Annotated in this window: 14 protein-coding genes; 13 read left to right on the forward strand and 1 reads right to left on the reverse strand. The window is 41.4% G+C overall.

What is annotated here, in order from left to right; translation table 11 throughout:
• From NSQ57_RS01575 to NSQ57_RS01585, 3 genes are read left to right on the forward strand one after another with little or no spacing between them, the layout of a single operon-like run.
• Positions 1-690, forward strand: a complete 690-nt coding sequence (locus NSQ57_RS01575; protein ID WP_342425541.1) for an ABC transporter permease — start codon at positions 1-3, stop codon at positions 688-690.
• Positions 687-1,838, forward strand: a complete 1,152-nt coding sequence (locus NSQ57_RS01580; protein ID WP_342425542.1) for a hypothetical protein — start codon at positions 687-689, stop codon at positions 1,836-1,838. The genes NSQ57_RS01575 and NSQ57_RS01580 overlap by 4 nt, the downstream gene beginning before the upstream one ends.
• 58 nt (positions 1,839-1,896) lie before the next feature.
• Positions 1,897-3,744, forward strand: a complete 1,848-nt coding sequence (locus tag NSQ57_RS01585) for an ABC transporter ATP-binding protein (RefSeq protein WP_342425543.1) — start codon at positions 1,897-1,899, stop codon at positions 3,742-3,744.
• Positions 3,745-3,902: 158 nt separating this feature from the next.
• Here the strand turns inward: NSQ57_RS01585 and NSQ57_RS01590 are convergent, their stop codons facing one another.
• Complete coding sequence (locus NSQ57_RS01590; RefSeq protein ID WP_318628192.1) at positions 3,903-4,580, reverse strand: sigma-70 family RNA polymerase sigma factor; 678 nt, start codon at positions 4,578-4,580, stop codon at positions 3,903-3,905.
• 127 nt (positions 4,581-4,707) lie between these two features.
• Here NSQ57_RS01590 and NSQ57_RS01595 point away from each other — a divergent pair, with 127 nt between their 5' ends.
• From NSQ57_RS01595 to NSQ57_RS01640, 10 genes are all read left to right on the forward strand, one after another.
• On the forward strand, positions 4,708-6,450 hold the full coding sequence (locus NSQ57_RS01595) for an ABC transporter ATP-binding protein (RefSeq protein ID WP_342425544.1): 1,743 nt from the start codon (positions 4,708-4,710) through the stop codon (positions 6,448-6,450).
• Positions 6,451-6,554: 104 nt separating this feature from the next.
• Entirely contained in the window at positions 6,555-6,740 is a 186-nt protein-coding gene (locus NSQ57_RS01600; RefSeq protein WP_080710748.1) for a CLI_3235 family bacteriocin precursor, read from the forward strand.
• Positions 6,741-6,811: 71 nt separating this feature from the next.
• The gene (gene ccpM, locus NSQ57_RS01605) at positions 6,812-8,266 is read left to right on the forward strand and encodes a Cys-rich peptide radical SAM maturase CcpM (RefSeq protein WP_342425545.1); all 1,455 of its coding nucleotides are present in this window, start codon (positions 6,812-6,814) and stop codon (positions 8,264-8,266) included.
• Between the two features lie 11 nt (positions 8,267-8,277).
• Positions 8,278-9,402 carry a TIGR04066 family peptide maturation system protein gene (locus NSQ57_RS01610; RefSeq protein WP_342425546.1) on the forward strand — a complete coding sequence of 375 codons (1,125 nt, stop codon included), beginning with the start codon at positions 8,278-8,280 and terminating at the stop codon, positions 9,400-9,402.
• A 13-nt stretch (positions 9,403-9,415) separates the two neighbouring features.
• A complete protein-coding gene (locus tag NSQ57_RS01615) occupies positions 9,416-9,691 on the forward strand; it encodes a peptide maturation system acyl carrier-related protein (RefSeq protein WP_069010100.1) in 276 nt (91 codons plus the stop codon).
• A 157-nt stretch (positions 9,692-9,848) separates the two neighbouring features.
• The gene (locus NSQ57_RS01620; protein ID WP_342425547.1) at positions 9,849-10,631 is read left to right on the forward strand and encodes a muscle M-line assembly protein unc-89 Uncoordinated protein 89; all 783 of its coding nucleotides are present in this window, start codon (positions 9,849-9,851) and stop codon (positions 10,629-10,631) included.
• A 148-nt stretch (positions 10,632-10,779) separates the two neighbouring features.
• Positions 10,780-12,366 carry a S8 family serine peptidase gene (locus NSQ57_RS01625; protein ID WP_342425548.1) on the forward strand — a complete coding sequence of 529 codons (1,587 nt, stop codon included), beginning with the start codon at positions 10,780-10,782 and terminating at the stop codon, positions 12,364-12,366.
• A 314-nt stretch (positions 12,367-12,680) separates the two neighbouring features.
• The gene (locus tag NSQ57_RS01630; RefSeq protein WP_342425549.1) at positions 12,681-14,195 is read left to right on the forward strand and encodes an alpha-N-arabinofuranosidase; all 1,515 of its coding nucleotides are present in this window, start codon (positions 12,681-12,683) and stop codon (positions 14,193-14,195) included.
• A gap of 421 nt (positions 14,196-14,616) precedes the next feature.
• The gene (locus tag NSQ57_RS01635) at positions 14,617-16,512 is read left to right on the forward strand and encodes an HSP90 family protein (protein WP_342425550.1); all 1,896 of its coding nucleotides are present in this window, start codon (positions 14,617-14,619) and stop codon (positions 16,510-16,512) included.
• A 24-nt stretch (positions 16,513-16,536) separates the two neighbouring features.
• Positions 16,537-17,598, forward strand: a complete 1,062-nt coding sequence (locus tag NSQ57_RS01640; protein ID WP_165149178.1) for a hypothetical protein — start codon at positions 16,537-16,539, stop codon at positions 17,596-17,598.
• The last annotated feature ends 4 nt before the right edge of the window (positions 17,599-17,602 follow it).

A 17,602-nucleotide genomic window follows, 5' to 3' on the forward strand; every position in this document is an offset into this window, starting at 1 on the left:
ATGGGACAAGTAATCAGAGCCCTAGTTCAATTTGAAATTTTACTTTTGAAGAAAAGTATAGTGTTTTTTATAGCACTAACGTTTTCTTGTTTTTTAATTCCTTTATTTTTATATCTAGGAGCAGGGAATAAGAATAACGAGTTATGGATATTTTTGAATCATGGACAAATGTTCTTTACCATATTATTAATGCCGTTGATGTATTCTGTTCTTTATGATGGCGAGAAGCAAAAAATGATCTCTTCTGTTATTATGCCTAAATTGCATAAAGGAGCCCAATATTTTTATTGTAAGAGTTGTGTATTATGGGGAGTGGTTTGCTTATTTCAGTTTGTCGCTTTAGCTATGATTTGTGTAGTTCAATGGACGACTCATGGTAAGGCTCCATTCTTGACACTGCTTCATCTAACAGTAGCGGGTGTAGCAACTATGGGATATTCTGTTCAAGTTACCGTCATATTGAACTTGCTCTTACGTAAACAACTGTATGTGAACATTGTAATGCTCGTCTACCTTTTAACCAGTATTACTATCAACTTGCCCTACATTTCAATCTGGTTTAATCCAGATTGGATTATTTCCAACTTCTTTACACGTTCGTTTGCTTTCGGGCGAATATCCCTATTTTTGCTTATGTGGGTATTGATGAAAGTCAGTAATCATCTATGGATGGCGAGGGTACAAGAATGAATGGAATTATAGTTCGTTTCTGGCTGCAGCTTTTGCTCCGAAGAGAACAAGCAGTAACCTTGCTCGTTTCCTTTAGTGTGGTTGTTTTATTCAATTTAATAATGAATGAAGGTATTGCAATAACTTATAGTATTAACTTGTTATTTGTAGCTTTTTTTTCTTTGCAGATTGCGAGTATACATAATCGTAATCATACAGAGCCGTATATATATATTTCTGTCTTTCCTAATTACCGTCTAATCACTTATCAGCTTTATGTTTCTTTAATTCTTTCGTTTCCTCTCTTGTTCATGATGGTAGGGCTTTTATGGAAATCATTCGCTGATGTATCATTATGGAATTTGGTTATCATTGTGTTTTTTTCTAGTTTTTTTTCGTCGATGTTGGGTCTCTTGTTGGGGCAGGTAGTAAAGCATTATGGGTTGGCCTTCACTTTACTCATTGCTTTTTACCTTCCCATAGGTTTAGTTTCCTGGTCTTTTAATGAAAAATTTCGTTACATATCTCCTGTAGTGAATATATTTAACCCCTATTTGATCAACTGGCGAAATCTCTTTGGACTCTCAGGCTGTAGTTTATTATTTTACGGATTAGGCACATTGTTATCCAGTCGGCGCGGAGGTGGCAAAAAGTCTATAATCCCTTGGATTAGTACTGTGCTTGCCTGTAGCCTACTGATTGGCGTGTGGGGATATGAGAGGCTATTTAATGAGAATATACAGACATCGTCATTTCAAAAAATAACTGTGGGACAAACACAAGTAGAGTATAAAGGCATTAGTTCGTATCAGGCGAAGCAATTTGCCGCCCTCTTTGAAACGCTGTATCAAGTGGCTAAGAAAAAGGAGACACACCCGGTTCGCTATACCTTGCAAATCACCAGAATGCATTCCATGTCATCGTTCGAGCCGAAAATAATAGTACACCATCATAATAAACTTCAAATTAATATTTATTCAAATAAGCTCTTAGAATTCAATCGTGGGATGGATTGGGCGAGTAAGTGGATTGATTACATTTTGCCGCAAACGCCCCACTTGTCCAATGAGCAAGTTAACGCTTTTAAACGACTAAAAAATGACATTATTATGGAGGTTAGAGAAAAAAATCCTGGAAATGTCTATACACTTCAGGAGAGTGAAAGCTAAATAGCGAGATTTCGTGAAGAACCGATAATAATAGATATAAAAGAAAGGGATGGAATGCATGGAACGTGAGGCAGACCATGTGAATATAAGAGCTATATTTCATTCATTCCAATATTGGCCGAAGTTAACTAAGTTATTATGGAGTACAGAACCTATCTACTTTATTATCATTATTTTTGGCTATCTACTAAAAGGAATACTCCCGATTGCTAACCTTCTCTCCATACAGTATTTGGTTTCTGAATTAGAGACTAGCACGGTATGGCATAAGCTTCAAATAAGCGCAGTTTTCCCTGTAATTATCGTGATGTTTTCTAGTTTGCTTATTTCAAGTTTAATTGAATATTCTGATAAATTGTTCCAAATTTCACTGATAAATAAATTACAAACATTAATAGTATCACAAACATCGACATTTAATCTTGCGGATTTTGAAAGTCCGCAAGTACATAATCAACTCAAAAGAGTACAAAACGACTCAATAGATAGACCTATTCAGATCTATAAAGAACTCATTAATTTGCTAAGTTCCATGGTTACGTTATGCTCTAGTATCGCCATTTTAATAGCATTCAGATGGTGGGTCTTACTCATTCTTGTTGTTTCCCCACTAGCATCTTTTTATTCTTTATTAAGGTTCACACAAATTCAATATGTGGCCAAGAAAAAACGGGCTCCTTTACAACGTAAATCCAGGTATATTAATTACTTATTGACTAATGAGAAGTCTTTTAAAGAAATCGTATTGTATCAACTTAGTGACTACTTTACAGCAAAATATAAGGGCATTTTTGATGTTTTCTACAAAGAGGATAAGTATTTAGCCAAAAAACGTATTACGTTATATTTGTCTTTTCAAGTAATAAGTACATTATTTATATCCATTGCTTTGATTATGATTATACAAATAGCATGGAAAGAAGAATTTCTCGTTGGCAGTATTTATGCATTAGTTCAAGCAGTATTATTAGCTAATCAAAATATTAACACAGTATCTCAAGGATTGATTTCATTATGTGATCATAATCTGTATTTAGATGAATTATTCGCTTTTTTTAACATAAAACATAAACAAGACAGTTCTAGTATGTTGCTAAGAGAATCAGGTATACAAGCTGATTCAACGATAGAAAGCATAGAATTTAAAAATGTTTCATTTGCCTACCCAGATCAAAAAGAATGGGCTCTCAAAGATATAAGTTTTAAAATGAGGCGTGGTGAATCTCTTGCTCTAGTGGGCAGGAATGGATCAGGGAAAACAACTGTGATAAAACTTTTAACGGGATTATATGATGACTTTAAAGGAGATATTTTAATCAATTCAATCTCGATTCGAAATTATAATAAAGAAATGCTTTACAAGAAAGTAGGCGTTATATTTCAGGATTTTGTTCAATTCGACTTTTCAGTAAGAGAAAATATAGGTTTTGGCAGCATAGAACATCTTGAATTTGATACTAGGATATGGGAATCGGCACAATATACAGGAGTAGATAAGGTAATACGACATTTTCCTAATCAATTAGAACAACAGCTAGGAAGAAACTTTGAAGGGGGTATACAGCTTTCAGGAGGGCAGTGGCAAAAGATAGCTATATCCAGAGCGCTCTTCAAAGATGCTGACGTTTACGTATTAGATGAGCCTAGTTCATTTCTTGATCCAGAGTCAGAAAAACAAGTATTTCGCCAATTTCAAAATTTTGTTATTGATAGGCTTTGCCTCTACATTTCTCATCGTTATACCTCTGTTCTATATGCAGGTAAAATTTTAGTTTTGGATAAGGGTCAGATTATAGAAGAAGGAACTCACCAAGAACTAATTGAAAGTCGAGGGCTTTACTATGATTTATTTTCTGATGAAATTAATACATTCCAGAAAGCATTAGTTACTAATGATACACGCTAACTATGTATAGGGATTCCAGCATATATTTGGGCTGGGAACAGTATTATTTTTTACCTAGAGAAGTAGACTATGTAGAATATACAAATCATAGTCACAATACGAACAGCGGAGCTTCTCTTAGGAAGAGGGGCTCCGCTTTTTTGCTTTCATGGATAAATTTATATATGAGTTAGACAATATTGATGAGACAATGTACGAAGTTTTCTTTTCAGTCTATAGATTCGAGTCGTTGTAGCCGTAACCGAAATATTATATTTGACAGCAAGGAAGGGCACAGCCAGTTGTCGACAAAAGTAGTCTTCATAGAGCGTATATTCATTGTTGGAAAGCTGCATTAGTATATTAACGATAACCGTATCCACATCTCCCAATCTACGATTTTCCCACTCCTCCTCTACCGAATTTGAATAACTACAGATCTTCTCACATTCAAGCGTAGTTTCATGCTTTTTTTGTGTATAGTAGCACCTAAATGATTTATATATAAGATTTTTAGCCGTGAGGTACAGCCAACCTTTTACATTGGGGTGTTGTTTGAGCTTGACCAGTTGCTGTCTTGCCGCTACAAAAGTATCTTGTGTACATTCTTCTGCCATAAATGTAAAGCAAGACTGATTCTTGACTAAATGCATACAGAAACGGTATACCTCGCTCAGATAAAGTTCACAAATTTTTCTGTAAAAGCATCTGGAACTACCTCTGCACTGATCCTCTTTGCAACAGTCGATAACCATCGTGGTCGGCATTTGTTCAAGCCCCCTTTGGACGGATAAAAAAATAAGTGATTTTTGTATGTGCCAATCATATACATTAATTCCAATTTTCAAGAATGACATAAATCATATTTAATCTCGTAAATATGGAATTACTAGAACAGTTAAAAGATGTTTTAAGGTGATTTTGATTCTGATACGGAATTAGTTAATAGGGGGAGAAGGTACATCTGATGAAAGGGGGAAAAGGATGAAAGAATCCATAGTATATAAACGTCTGGCGGCAACATTTAGGCCTTATCTGAAGACGGTCACTATCATTTTGATATGTCTCATCCTATCAGCGGGCTTGAATATATTATTGCCTTTAACAAGCAAGGTTATTGTGGATCAAGGTCTTCTGAAAGGGAATATGCAGGCTGTAATCCTGTACACTTCTGCTGCGTTTTTAATCGTTTGCTTGGACAAGCTGCTGAATGTGTGTAAAGAAACCTTTCGGGCAGGTTTAAGCGCACAGGTTACCTTTTCTTTATTTGAAAAAGCGTATTTACATCTGACAAGAGTACGAATGAGCTATTTTAACCGAACTAATGAAGCGGAGTTGCTGAACCAAATTGGCACGGATGTAGGCAATGTATCAAGGATCACAGATAGTGGAGTATTTTTTGTAATTATGCAGGCGTTCAGCATGATTGGTGGTTTATGTGGTTTGCTGCTCATTAACTGGAAAATGACTGTAATCGTGCTGCTTTTTTTACCCATCAAATATGTTGTGGTGAAGTACTTTGTGAAGCGTAGGAAAAAACTGGTAGGGGATTTTATTGAAGGCAGTAGTGATTTTGCCCAGTGGTTTGGGGAATCTGTCGGGGGCATGAAGGAGCAGCGAATGTTTGGTCTTATTCCACATAAGCATCAGCAGTTCTCAACCAAGCAGCGTCGAATTGTAGATTCAGAACGGAAATTGTCACTTCTGGACGCCTGGAATATCGCTTCGGAATCTATTTTAATTCAGCTTCTAATGATGCTTGTGTACGTTGTGGGAGCTAATCTTATCTTTCGTTTACAGCTCACTGTAGGGGGGATTTTTGCCTTTGTTTCTTACAGTGCTTATGTTACCACTCCTGTTTTCGCTATTTTAAACATTGGCTACATGCTGGCTGAAGTCGTTCCCTCCGCCATTCGATATTATCAGTTCTTGGACTGGGCAGAGGAAGAGACATCTAATTCAGTCACCCCAGCGTCTATACTAACTGAGCCGCCATTCGAAGATCACATTGCATTTCATCATGTTTCTTTTTCTTATACCAAGGATGAACCCGTCCTATCCGACGTGAACTTTAGGATTGCCCGAGGGGAAAAGGTAGCTATCATTGGAGCAAATGGGGCAGGGAAGTCTACGCTGCTGGATTTGATGATGAGATTCAGCCAGCCTGATCAGGGGATAATCACCTATGACGGCATTGACATCCAAAGCTATGAAATAGATGAGTATCGAAGTCAAATAGCTTTGGTCAGTCAGCAGGTGTATTTATTTGATACTACTATTTTTGGCAACATCCGCATAGGCACAGAAGTCACTAATGATGCAATAGAGGACATTATCGCTGAGGTTGGCCTGGAAGAATTGGTTCAGAACTCGGCAGATGACTTCCCCATAGGCTCGAACGGCTCCAGATTGTCGGGTGGGCAAAGACAGAAAATTGCTATGGCCCGGGCATTGATCAGGGAAGCGTCATTGTTTATTCTCGACGAGGTGACCTCCAATCTGGACACAGAAGCTAGGCTAAATGTTCAGCGATTGTTGAAGACCCGATTGCGTGACAAGACCGTAATCATCGTTACACATCGCAGCGAGATATTAGCGCATGTCGATAGAGTTATTTTGTTGGAGAACGGCGAACCAGCCCAAATGGGATCACACTCCCATTTTATGACCTGTCATGCGGAATACAGAGGATGGGTATTAGAGAAAGAAGAGGTCCCCATAAAATGATGAAAAAAACAAACGCATTCATAGTGTGATTTAACACCATGTACGGAATTAGTATAGGTGAACACCTTTTTAAATCATATCATGAATGGGAGGAGTAGTTTAACATGCGTAAGCTTGTGAAAAGAAGCGCGAATGTAGGCGACACGATTGAGGCATTTGGCTGTGGTTGTTCCTGTTACTGTCCTTGCTCCTGTTATTGCGCAGGCAGTCTGACTCGAAGCTCCAATACATCGCGAGAAAGTGACGGTTCTTATCGCAGAGATAATGGAACTGGAATTGGTAATTATTAAGCTTATACCTGTATGGAGGAGCCTGGACATTCCAGGCTTCTGTCCACATCAAAACAGAGTAGGTGTGAATCATGAACATGTGCCAACCCTTTATATACACATTTCAAACGAGACTCCACCATTATGTATATGATGTAAATACTAATTTAATTTTGCGGATTAAAGAGGAGGCTTATCATTTTCTGAATTCGCATTCCAGCTTCAACCTGGATCAGATGGAGGATACACCGGAATTGCAGCAGTATATCCGTGACTTGTTGGATAACGGATTTTTATCTTCACAGCGTCCGCAGATTATGAATCATCCCAAGACAAAGCACCTGGAGCATATGCTTCAGCATCAGCTGAAAACCCTCACCTTACAGGTAACTCAAAATTGTAATCTTAGATGCTCTTACTGCGTTTATTCAGGAGGATATGACAATCGAGGTCATACGAATCTGATGATGGATTTTGAGACAGCGCGCAAGTGTATTGATTTTGTCATTGATAGATCAGTAGACAGTGACCGTCTGGATTTCGGTTTTTATGGGGGAGAGCCGCTCATTAATTTCCCGTTGGTCAAGAAATGTGTCGAATATATCAAGGAGCAGGTGGCGTATAGAGATGTAGGTTTTCATTTGACGACCAACGGTACGCTACTTAATGACGATATTTTGGACTTTCTGGATGAGCATCGTTTTGTACTTACGATCAGTCTGGATGGAGATCAAGAGAATCATGATAGAAATAGACGATTTGCTGTTAACGGACGAGGCTCCTTTGATACCATTATTGCCAATGTAGATAAAATTAAGAGAAATTACCCGGACCTCTTTGAATGGATTAATTTTAATGTGGTGCTGGATACCCGTAATGATTTTGGTTGTATCAATGATTTTTATACGAATTATGAAACCTTCGAAAGTCTGTACAGTGTAAGGTCCTCCTATATTAACGATGCTTATGTGAAGGATGAAATTTTGTACAGGAATGAATTTATTGAGCAGAGGGGCTATGAGGTAGTTAAAATGATGCTTTCCAAATTTGGGAGAGTAGATGAAAGCCATGTCTCGAAGCTGATTAAGGACTATTATATTCAGATATATTTCCGAATGTTTCATTATAGAAAGCCTTCTGCGGGGATGCCGATAGAGGCGCATCATGGCGGACCCTGTGTGCCTGGTGTACAGCGATTGTTTGCGGATGTGCATGGAAATCTGTATCCATGTGAACGGGTCAGTGAGCAGTCGGAAGTGGTGCAGATTGGAACGGTGGACACGGGCTTTGAAGTGGATAAAATCAACCGGATTTTGAATGTAGGGACAATCACGGAGGATGCATGTAAAAACTGTTGGAATTTCCGCTTTTGTACGTTGTGTGTTGCTGTAGCAGATGATTTGCATACCTTGTCCAAGGAAAAGAAGCTGAGTCATTGTTCGGTAGTCAAAAACGATATTCGGCACACCCTACTTGATTATTGCATGATGAATGAGCTGGGCTATGATTTCTCCGAGGATACGATTCTCGATTTTGAAAAAGCATGAGGGGTGTCTCCATGACCAATAAATTAATCATTTTTCCGTTTGATTATGAAACGATAGCCCTAGTTAGGAACTTGAATCTATTAGGAAGTTATGAGGAAGTTGTCCTTATTTCTTTTCAAGGGTCGGGGATGATCGGGAAAGATGCCTGTGTAACGGACAAGGGGGAAGTGACAGGCTTCATCGTGAAGCCAGAGTCTTGTTTGGAGCAAGAAATGGAGCGTTGTGATGCTATATTACTGGTGAAATCCAATTTCAAGCTGGATGTAGCTGAGGTGTATCTTCCCGTGATCAAGAAGGCTGGACAACTTGGCAAAAAAGTCATGTGTAATTTCACTTTGCCAGACTCATGTATGGAATTCATCGAACCCTGTGAGGAGCGTGAGGACAAGCTGATTTTTAAAAATACATTTGATGTACGCACGAAAGATATTTTACCGCCTGACCCGGGCTCTGTTATTCATGATTTTTTTACACCGGTTCTATTTGTATTAGGGTTGAACGAGCGAACGCATAAGCTTAATTTACAGTTTAACCTTCGGCAGAAGCTTGAAGCACAAGGATATCGGGTGTCACAAATCACATCTAATGGATGCGGGGAGCTGATTGGTGCACATTCTTTTCCACAGTTTATGTTTGAGAGCGGTATGACGGAAACCCAGAAGATTATCATGTTTAATCGGTATTTGAAAAAAATAGAGCAGAGCGAAAAGCCTGATCTAATACTCGTGGGCATTCCAGGTGGGATTGTTCCTTTTAACAATACGTTCACGAATTATTTTGGAGTAACCTCTTTTTTGGTATCCCGTGCTGTCAGACCGGATGGACTGATCTGTTGTCTTCACTATGATGAATACAATATAAAATATTTGGAGCATGTGAAACAGTACATGGAAAACCGCTTTTCCTCTTCCTTATTGGGATACGCCATATGTAACAATGTATTCGACAGTTACTCTTCTTCCACGGTCAATATGCAATATGCATCTGTTGATCATCGTTTCGTGGAAGAGAAAAAACAGGAATTTTCCAATTATTCCGTGCCCGTACTCCATCTGTCCAACGATGAAGATATGAATAGGCTGACGGAGAATATTTTACATTATTTTTCGGTTGATCATCATGTAGTTCAGTTGTAATGGAGGGAAGAACATGAACTTTACTCAGGATGTAACGGGAACAGGAATGACACTGGAAAATATATTTTGGAAGCTTTTTAAAATAAAAGCGGGCGAGATCAATAAAGAGGCTACATTACTGGGGCCTGATATGGGGTTGTTCCCCAGGGATCTGGTATATCTATTATTTGAAGTGGAAAAAAGTTTTGCTATCCTAATTCCGGAAGAGCGTATAGTGGGAGGGGGGTTGCTTACATATAACAGCTTGTATGAGACGATAAAGGGCTGCTTAACAGTGGAAAAGGAATGAAGGATTTGTGAAAATGATGATAAAACATACAAAAACATACAAAAATATCCGATATACCTCTAGAATCACTTATTTCAGGATTTTGCAAAATTCGATTTCAGTCGCTTACTCGATTTTTGAAAAAATCCTCATTTAGAAGAGAATTGGAGGTTTTAGGATGAATGTATCATTTACATCATCTCACCAATCGCCGTTCCGCACCGCAGATAACAACCGACTTGAACTACGGCATCCCTTTTCCGCTCAGGCTGAAAAGAAGGGTATAGGCAAGCCACAAAACAAGGTTATTCAACAATTGACAGAACAAAAGCAAAATTTGATGGAGAGGCGTTCGGACTATTTAAGTAATGCGCTCAAGCGTGGTCTCGGTCCAGAAGCTGTAAAAGCTGAAATGGAAGAGATAGATAAGCAGATTCAGCAAATTGACGAGAACATTCAAAAGCAGTCACTGGAAGAGCAAAAAAAGGCTTTAGGCATGGATGAGGAGAGTAAAAAAGAAGCTCAAAAAGGTAGAAAGGAAGAATATACGCCTAAGACTGCTGAGGAGCAGCAGCAAAGATTGGTCACCTATACAATGCATAGTGTTGTATCTGCAAACAATGAGTTGAAGAGTGCCAAAATAGCCAAAACGGCACAAATCGCATTGGGAAGCGAGGCTAAGGGGTGGGAAAACGCTAACCCTGCAAAATCAGCGTCTTTGCGTGAAAAGGCAGAAGGACTTAATGGAAAGATCATGGAAATCGCTGCGAATATTAATGAGCGTATCAGTGAAGCAGTGAATAACGAACCGATGATTACAGATCGGGTTGAACCTAAGGAAGAGCAGGAGGCAAATCCAGAGGCAGGCAGGGTGTGGACTGAACAAGAGCTCAATGCTTATCTGGACTCGGCCAAAGACGGGGCGAAGACTGCAGGCACGAAGGTGAATATTGCAGTCTGATCCAGCTATTATGTACATGGTTTGCTAAATTAGGAGGGTGCTTTCAGACGAACGCTATCGTTCGCAGAGGCACCCTCCGCTTACTCTAATAGAACGGAACAGAGCCGTGAGATTCATTCCACAATCCGAAGAGACAGGGGGAGAAAACATGAATGGCAAGATTCATGTAGCCATTATTGACGACGGGGTTAATGCTGGCTTTTTAAACACCCAATTATTATATAACGTCGAAATAGCTCATGGAGACGTAGAAGATGGACGTACCTTAAATCACGGTACGCTATGTGCAGCTATTGTACAAACGTATTTTCCAGATGCGATCATTAGCAGTGTAAAAATAATGAACCATAGAAAAGGAAATGCAACTCAGCTTTGTGCTGCGCTGGATTGGTGTGTAAAACATGGTGTACAGGTAGCAAATATCAGCCTGGGGAGTATAAATTATCGAGATCGAAGCATGCTGCGGGAGGCTGTAAATGATGCAGCTATGGCGGGATTAATTATAGTATGTGCTGCACAAAACGGAGGACTTCTTACTTATCCGGCCTCCTTTGCCAATGTGATTGGTGTGCGCTGCGATCATAGCGGTATACTCACAGCAGGACAATATACATATGATGCTGAGTTAGCATTCTCAAGCGGTATCGATTTTATCGCTTTTGCCAAGCATGAACTAGTAGGTGCAGCTGGAGAGGCTGTACAATGTCCCAACAGCAATAGCTATGCCACTCCATTGATTACAGCACACATATGTAAAGTTTTGCAGCAGTCCAAAGCTGTTCCTTCCATAGAACAGCTAAAACATATGTTACATAAGTATAGCTATCTTCCGATACAGGATACTAAATTACCCGTAATGCGTTACGGACATCCGGATTGGATACGGCGCGCCTATGTGTTTATAGAGGAGTGTGCAATTAGTTCGAAAGCACCCTATTATTTTCAGACCCAATGTGAAGCTCAACCCTCTGGCGACAAAGTTGCCGCGATCATCGAACAAGCCATCCTGCGGGAGCGAGAACAACAGGATACAGCGCTCGAAGGTGGACAACGGGTATGCGACCTGACAGATACGATTGTCTTGCTAGGGGAAATGGAGCCAGTGAGCTTGCAGGAAGTGGAGCAATTGGCTTCACGGTATGGAAAACATGTCGTCTATATCTCTAAAGATCAACGACACACCCCATCACTGAATTTTTCGTCTTGCTATTTGCGCTGGTGGCAGCAAGAGGAGGGGCTCTTTATGGCGCAGGAGGAGACTAGCTCAATAGAGGATTCACGCATTCCGCATATTTGTATTTATTATGACAAGGGCATTGACATTATTTATTTTTTGCATGAGTTGAGAGGGGCCTTTGCCCGGGATGAATACCAAAGCTGGATCGCGGTGGACCAGTCCGCGGCAGTGTTGCATGATATGGAGTATACGCTCCCTTTGGATGCAAGCAATGGATTACAGGAACTGTTATATAATGCGGGTAAAATGGCATATAACGCTTATACGGATATTGCTATTTTGTGTGTAAAGGCTGCGAATACTGAGGATTGCACCAAAGAACGAGTTTTATTAGGCGTAGATATTGAGCTTTCTTTGCTGGTGAAAGTGGAAACTGAAGGTATTTACATATCTATACGGACAGAGCAGGGATATTTGAAAGAATGGGTCCTCTCAAACTTAAACGCGGGCGATATAGGTGGTATTTATACATATTTAGAACAACTGTTGGTAGACTGATATTCACTATTTAAAACAGACTGCAAGATACGGCAGTAGCACTATTTTGAACGCACCTATAATCCGTTATTATTATTATTATTATTTGGTAAAGTGGTTATTCACTCAATAAGTTTGTTTATAAAACAAAATATTTAGAAATACGTAACCAATTGCTTATCGTTTATTATAAATATTAATAAATATATTAAGTATTTAATGATAATATTGACTATGATAAATAGGGTGTGTTATATTAAAACCGTAAATAAAACGGCTTCTTAATCTTGGTGGTAGAACGGATTTTATTTTCGCATTCAGAGAGGATGGTTTAGGTGGCAGCAGCTGTAAAAGCAAAGATGATTGTAGACAAATCTTTTCGTATTGCTGAAGTCGATAAACGCATTTATGGCTCTTTTGTAGAGCATCTCGGGCGTGCCGTATATGGCGGTATTTACGAGCCTACTCATTCAACTAGTGATGAAAGCGGTTTCCGTAATGATGTTAAAGAGTTGGTAAAACAGCTTGATGTTCCTATTATACGCTATCCGGGCGGTAATTTTGTATCCGGTTACAATTGGGAAGACGGTGTCGGCCCTGTCGCGTCCAGACCTAGACAGTTGGAGCTGGCGTGGAGAACGGTCGAGCCAAATGAAGTAGGCACGAATGAATTTTTCAAATGGGCCAAGGATGTAGGTTCCGAAGTCATGATGGCGGTTAATCTGGGTACACGCGGAATTGATGCTGCGCGTAATCTGGTGGAATATTGCAACCACACAGGCGGCTCCTATTGGAGTGATCTACGTCGTAGTCACGGGGTTGAGCAACCACATAAGATTAAAACTTGGTGTCTTGGTAACGAGATGGATGGCCCATGGCAGATTGGTCACAAGACAGCAGAAGAATATGGCCGTCTGGCTGTTGAATCTGCAAAAGCTATGAAGCTGATTGATCCTGACATTGAGCTTGTATCCTGTGGAAGCTCCAGTTCCACGATGCCAACGTTCCCGGAATGGGAAGCAACCACACTGGATCATACCTATGAGGTAGCCGACTATATTTCCTTGCACCAATACTACGGCAATCATGACAATGATACGGCTAATTATCTGGCACGCTCTATGGATATGGATCATTTTATCCATACGGTCATTTCGACTTGTGACTATATCAAAGCAAAGAAACGCAGCAAGAAAAAAATGATGCTCAGCTTTGACGAATGGAACGTATGGTACCACTCCAATGATGCGGACAAAAAAATTGATCCGTGGTCTGTGGCACCACCGCAGCTTGAGGATATCTATAACTTTGAGGATGCATTGTTGGTAGGCAGCATGTTGATTACGTTCCTGCGCCACGCGGATCGTGTGAAAATGGCTTGTCTCGCCCAACTGGTCAACGTTATTGCGCCAATCATGACCGAGAATAGTGGAAAGGCGTGGAAACAAACGATCTTCTATCCGTATCTGCATGCCTCCCGTTATGGTCGTGGGATATCGCTGATGCCTGTCGTGGATTCGGAAAAATACGACTCCAAGGACTTCACAGACATCCCTTATCTGGACAGCGCTGTAGTTTATGATGAAGAGGGAGACGCGCTGACTATCTTTGCAGTGAACCGTCATTTGTCTGAATCGCTGGAGCTGACAGTAGATGTACGCAGTTTTGAAGGCTACCGCATTGTCGAGCATACTGTATTGGAGCATGATGATCTTAAAGCGACCAACAGTCCAGCTGGTGAAAAAGTTACGCCTCACAACGGCGGTAACGCCAAGCTTGATGACGGAATTGTAAAAGCTCATTTGGGCAAAGCATCGTGGAACGTTATCCGTCTCGCTAAGTCTCATTAATTCTCTTCTGTAAAAGGGTACAGCTTCGACTGTACCTAAATAAGCTCGCATTCTCTCTTGTAAGAGTATTACAAGAGCGGCAATGCGAGCTTTTTGCGTAAAATGAGCCATTTGTCCCTCCATAGATATAGGGTTCTGAGAGAAGGGTGGATTTTAAATAAATATTATGTTTATTACTAAATTTAACTAGACAAAGATGACCTTTATTCACTAAGTGCTCGTACTCCGTACATTTTTATGAAGTTAATTAGACCCAGTGCCAGACTTCCCAGGTGAAAAAAGACCCTATTATGTCGTTGTCAACGTACTGATATCTGAAATGCAGGGTGTGCAATCCGACTTAAATCCACGTTATACTTTAAAAGACAGTCTATTTAAATCCAAATGGTGGTTGTAGTATTTCGAGAAAGGAATGATCTCTATGAGTCAAACAGACGAATATCGTTTTCAAGTGAACTTGGGCGGTATGATTGATATTTTGGCCAATCATTTATATAGCAGTCCACGAGTGTTTATACGTGAGGTTCTGCAAAATGCAACAGATGCGATCACGGCTCGCAAGGAGCTGCGGAAGGTTGCTGCTGAAAGTAAAGTATTGAAAGAAGACAAGACCCTTGAAGCTACAGCTTCTGAGAGTAACAACTATGAAGGCAAAGTCATCGTAGAGTTATCTGGTGCCGGGGAGCAACAGGTATTGATGATTCAGGATAACGGCATTGGGTTGTCAGAAGAAGACATTCACCGTTTTTTATCGATTATCGGTCAGTCTTCCAAGAAGGGAGCCGATTTGCTGGCTTCTGAGACTTCGTTTATCGGACGATTTGGGATTGGGTTGCTATCCTGCTTTATGGTGAGCGATGAAATTGTGGTGCTGACCCGCTCGGTGAAGGAAGGCGTCTCCATGGAATGGAGAGGGAAGCCGGATGGGACGTATACGATTCGTCGATTGGAGACCGAACTGCCTGTAGGAACGCAAATTTATTTGCGCTGCAAGCCGGGAAGTGAGTTTTATTATGAGCCGGCGCATGTAGAGGAGTCTTTATTCTATTATGGTGCGTTGCTGCCGTATCCGGTCATACTGTCTGTAGACGGGGAGACCAAGCGCGTCAATCTTCCATCGACGAGCTGGATGCAGGACCCAGAACAATTACGGAGCCGCCGTAGTGAGGTGCTAGATTTAGGCTATCGCCTGATGGGCGAGCGCTTCAGTGATTTTATACCGTTGCGGACGGCATCGGGCAGAACAGGCGGGATTGCATTCATTTTGCCTCGTAGTGTTAATCTGAACAGCAAGCGGCTGCACCGGGTGTACTTGAAGCATATGTTGGTGTCCGATAAGGCGGAAAATGTATTGCCAGAATGGGCATTCTTCATTAAAAGCCTGATTTGGACAGATGAATTGCAACCAACGGCATCACGTGAATATTTTTATGAAAATGAGCAGCTTGATGCGGTTCGTTCTGAATTGGGGACCTGTATTCGGGAAGAACTGCTACGCATGGCGGAATATGAACCAGACCGTTTGCAACACTGGATTCGTTTGCACGAGCTGTCCATGAAGGCGCTCGCGGTCGAGGATGATGAATTTCTGCGGATTATGCATCGCTGGTTTTCCTTCGAAAGTACATTTGGGCGGCGTGAACTGAGTGAACTGATCCGAGAGGCGGGCGGACGTCCGTTGCATTACACATCGACAGTAGATGAGTATCGTCAGATTACGCATGTGGCGGCGGCGCAATCCATGTTGGTGATCAATGGCGGCTATATTTATGATTCAGACATTTTGGAAAAGCTGCATTGGATTGACCCTAACCTGCAAACAGAGCGTCTTAGCCCTGAGGAAGTATCTCTATCATTTACCGGGCTAACACAGGAAGAGCGCGAGAATTATTACGGTGTACTACGTGTCATGGATGCTGCTTTGCAGCCAATGCGTTGTCGCGCTGAGTTGAAGCGTTTTGAGCCTGCGAGTTTGCCAGTATTGTATACCATTTCTCAGGATGCACTGACCTTGCGCTCCATGGAAAACACGGTTGAGGAGACAACCTCACTTTTTTCCAATGTGCTTGATAGTCTGAAAGCAGGAGTCCAGCAAAATTCGGGCTACTCCACTTTATACTTTAATCTGAACAACCCGGTGGTGGCCCGAATTCTTGAAGCTACCGATACGCAGATGGTTACGGCTGCTACAGAAATGATGTATGTGAATGCGCTTATGATGGGGCACTACCCGATGAACCGCAGTGAATTGGGACTGATGAATCGCAGTGTACTGCATTTTATCAATTGGGGATTAGGGAACGGACAGAATACGTAATTGCGTAATTAAGGGAGGATTCAAATGGAAGAGACAATATATGAATTGATGGAGCAGGCGCAGGATATGCCCGGAGGGGCGGCAAAGCTGGCGATTCTGGAAGAGGCTGTTCGCTTGGCAGACACTTCCGGATTGAAGGAACTCGCTTATGAAATTCGGGGAGAGATTGTAGACTGCGCTATTTTTAACGGATATCCATTGAAGTCGCTGATTGCTTTTTCGTGGCAGTTGGGCCAATTTGATCAAAATCCAGAGGAATACGACGCAGATGAGCTGTTGTGGAATTACAAATGGATACTTGGGAAGGTGTGCAGCTTTTCCAATATATCGAAGACTCAAATAGAAGATCTGGCGGAGGATATGCGCCGACGTTATGCCGAATACGGGTATAATGAGCGTCCATATTACTATTATAAGTTCCGCATCGCGATGGACATGGGAAATCTGGAAGAAGCACGGCGATATCTGGATACCTTCCGCTTGATCGAACGGGACAGTATGAGTGATTGTGAAGCCTGCGAGCAGAGCCAGATGGTGCGGTTCTACTACTTGGCCGGAGAGGATGAGCAGGCGCTTGCCGTGGCAAAACCGATTTTGTCGGGTCGTATGAGATGTGCAGAAGTGCCGCATGTGACGCTCTCGCAGGTGCTATTGCCGCTTTATCGTCAAGGCGAGGTTGATCAGGCAAAGGAGCAGCATCGTAAAGGCTATCGCCTAGTCCGGGATGACCGTGACTTTCTGAAAACGATAGCAGAGCATATCGAATATTTGACGATTGCTGATCCGGTTCAAGGGATCGAAGTGGTAGAGCGTCATCTACATATGGCGCTAGACTATGAGAGCGGGCTGGAGCAGATGTATTTTTACGCGACGATGGTGAGTCTGCTGCAAAAGTTGGATACTTCGGGAGAAAAACGGTTGATCCGGTTGCCGGCTTCCTTGGAATGGGGGAAAGAGGAGCGCACATTGACGGAAATCATTGCGTATTTTAGGCCACTGGCAGAGTCAGCGGCGGCTGATTTTGATCGACGGAACGGGAATACGTTTTATTCCGAGTGGATCGGGAAAATTGTTCGAACGGCATAGAAGA

The sequence above is a fragment of the Paenibacillus sp. FSL L8-0502 genome (genome assembly GCF_038593055.1).
In the GTDB taxonomy this organism is placed as follows: Bacteria; Bacillota; Bacilli; order Paenibacillales; family Paenibacillaceae; genus Paenibacillus; species Paenibacillus polymyxa_D.

Bases quoted from the DNA above. Each gene is read 5' to 3' on its own strand.
- NSQ57_RS01575 (WP_342425541.1), top strand. From the start codon at position 1: ATGGGACAAGTAATCAGAGCCCTAGTTCAATTTGAAATTTTACTTTTG.
- NSQ57_RS01580 (WP_342425542.1), top strand. From the start codon at position 687: ATGAATGGAATTATAGTTCGTTTCTGGCTGCAGCTTTTGCTCCGAAGA.
- NSQ57_RS01585 (WP_342425543.1), top strand. From the start codon at position 1,897: ATGGAACGTGAGGCAGACCATGTGAATATAAGAGCTATATTTCATTCA.
- NSQ57_RS01590 (WP_318628192.1), bottom strand. From the start codon at position 4,580: ATGTCATTCTTGAAAATTGGAATTAATGTATATGATTGGCACATACAA.
- NSQ57_RS01595 (WP_342425544.1), top strand. From the start codon at position 4,708: ATGAAAGAATCCATAGTATATAAACGTCTGGCGGCAACATTTAGGCCT.
- NSQ57_RS01600 (WP_080710748.1), top strand. From the start codon at position 6,555: ATGCGTAAGCTTGTGAAAAGAAGCGCGAATGTAGGCGACACGATTGAG.
- ccpM (WP_342425545.1), top strand. From the start codon at position 6,812: ATGAACATGTGCCAACCCTTTATATACACATTTCAAACGAGACTCCAC.
- NSQ57_RS01610 (WP_342425546.1), top strand. From the start codon at position 8,278: ATGACCAATAAATTAATCATTTTTCCGTTTGATTATGAAACGATAGCC.
- NSQ57_RS01615 (WP_069010100.1), top strand. From the start codon at position 9,416: ATGAACTTTACTCAGGATGTAACGGGAACAGGAATGACACTGGAAAAT.
- NSQ57_RS01620 (WP_342425547.1), top strand. From the start codon at position 9,849: ATGAATGTATCATTTACATCATCTCACCAATCGCCGTTCCGCACCGCA.
- NSQ57_RS01625 (WP_342425548.1), top strand. From the start codon at position 10,780: ATGAATGGCAAGATTCATGTAGCCATTATTGACGACGGGGTTAATGCT.
- NSQ57_RS01635 (WP_342425550.1), top strand. From the start codon at position 14,617: ATGAGTCAAACAGACGAATATCGTTTTCAAGTGAACTTGGGCGGTATG.
- NSQ57_RS01640 (WP_165149178.1), top strand. From the start codon at position 16,537: ATGGAAGAGACAATATATGAATTGATGGAGCAGGCGCAGGATATGCCC.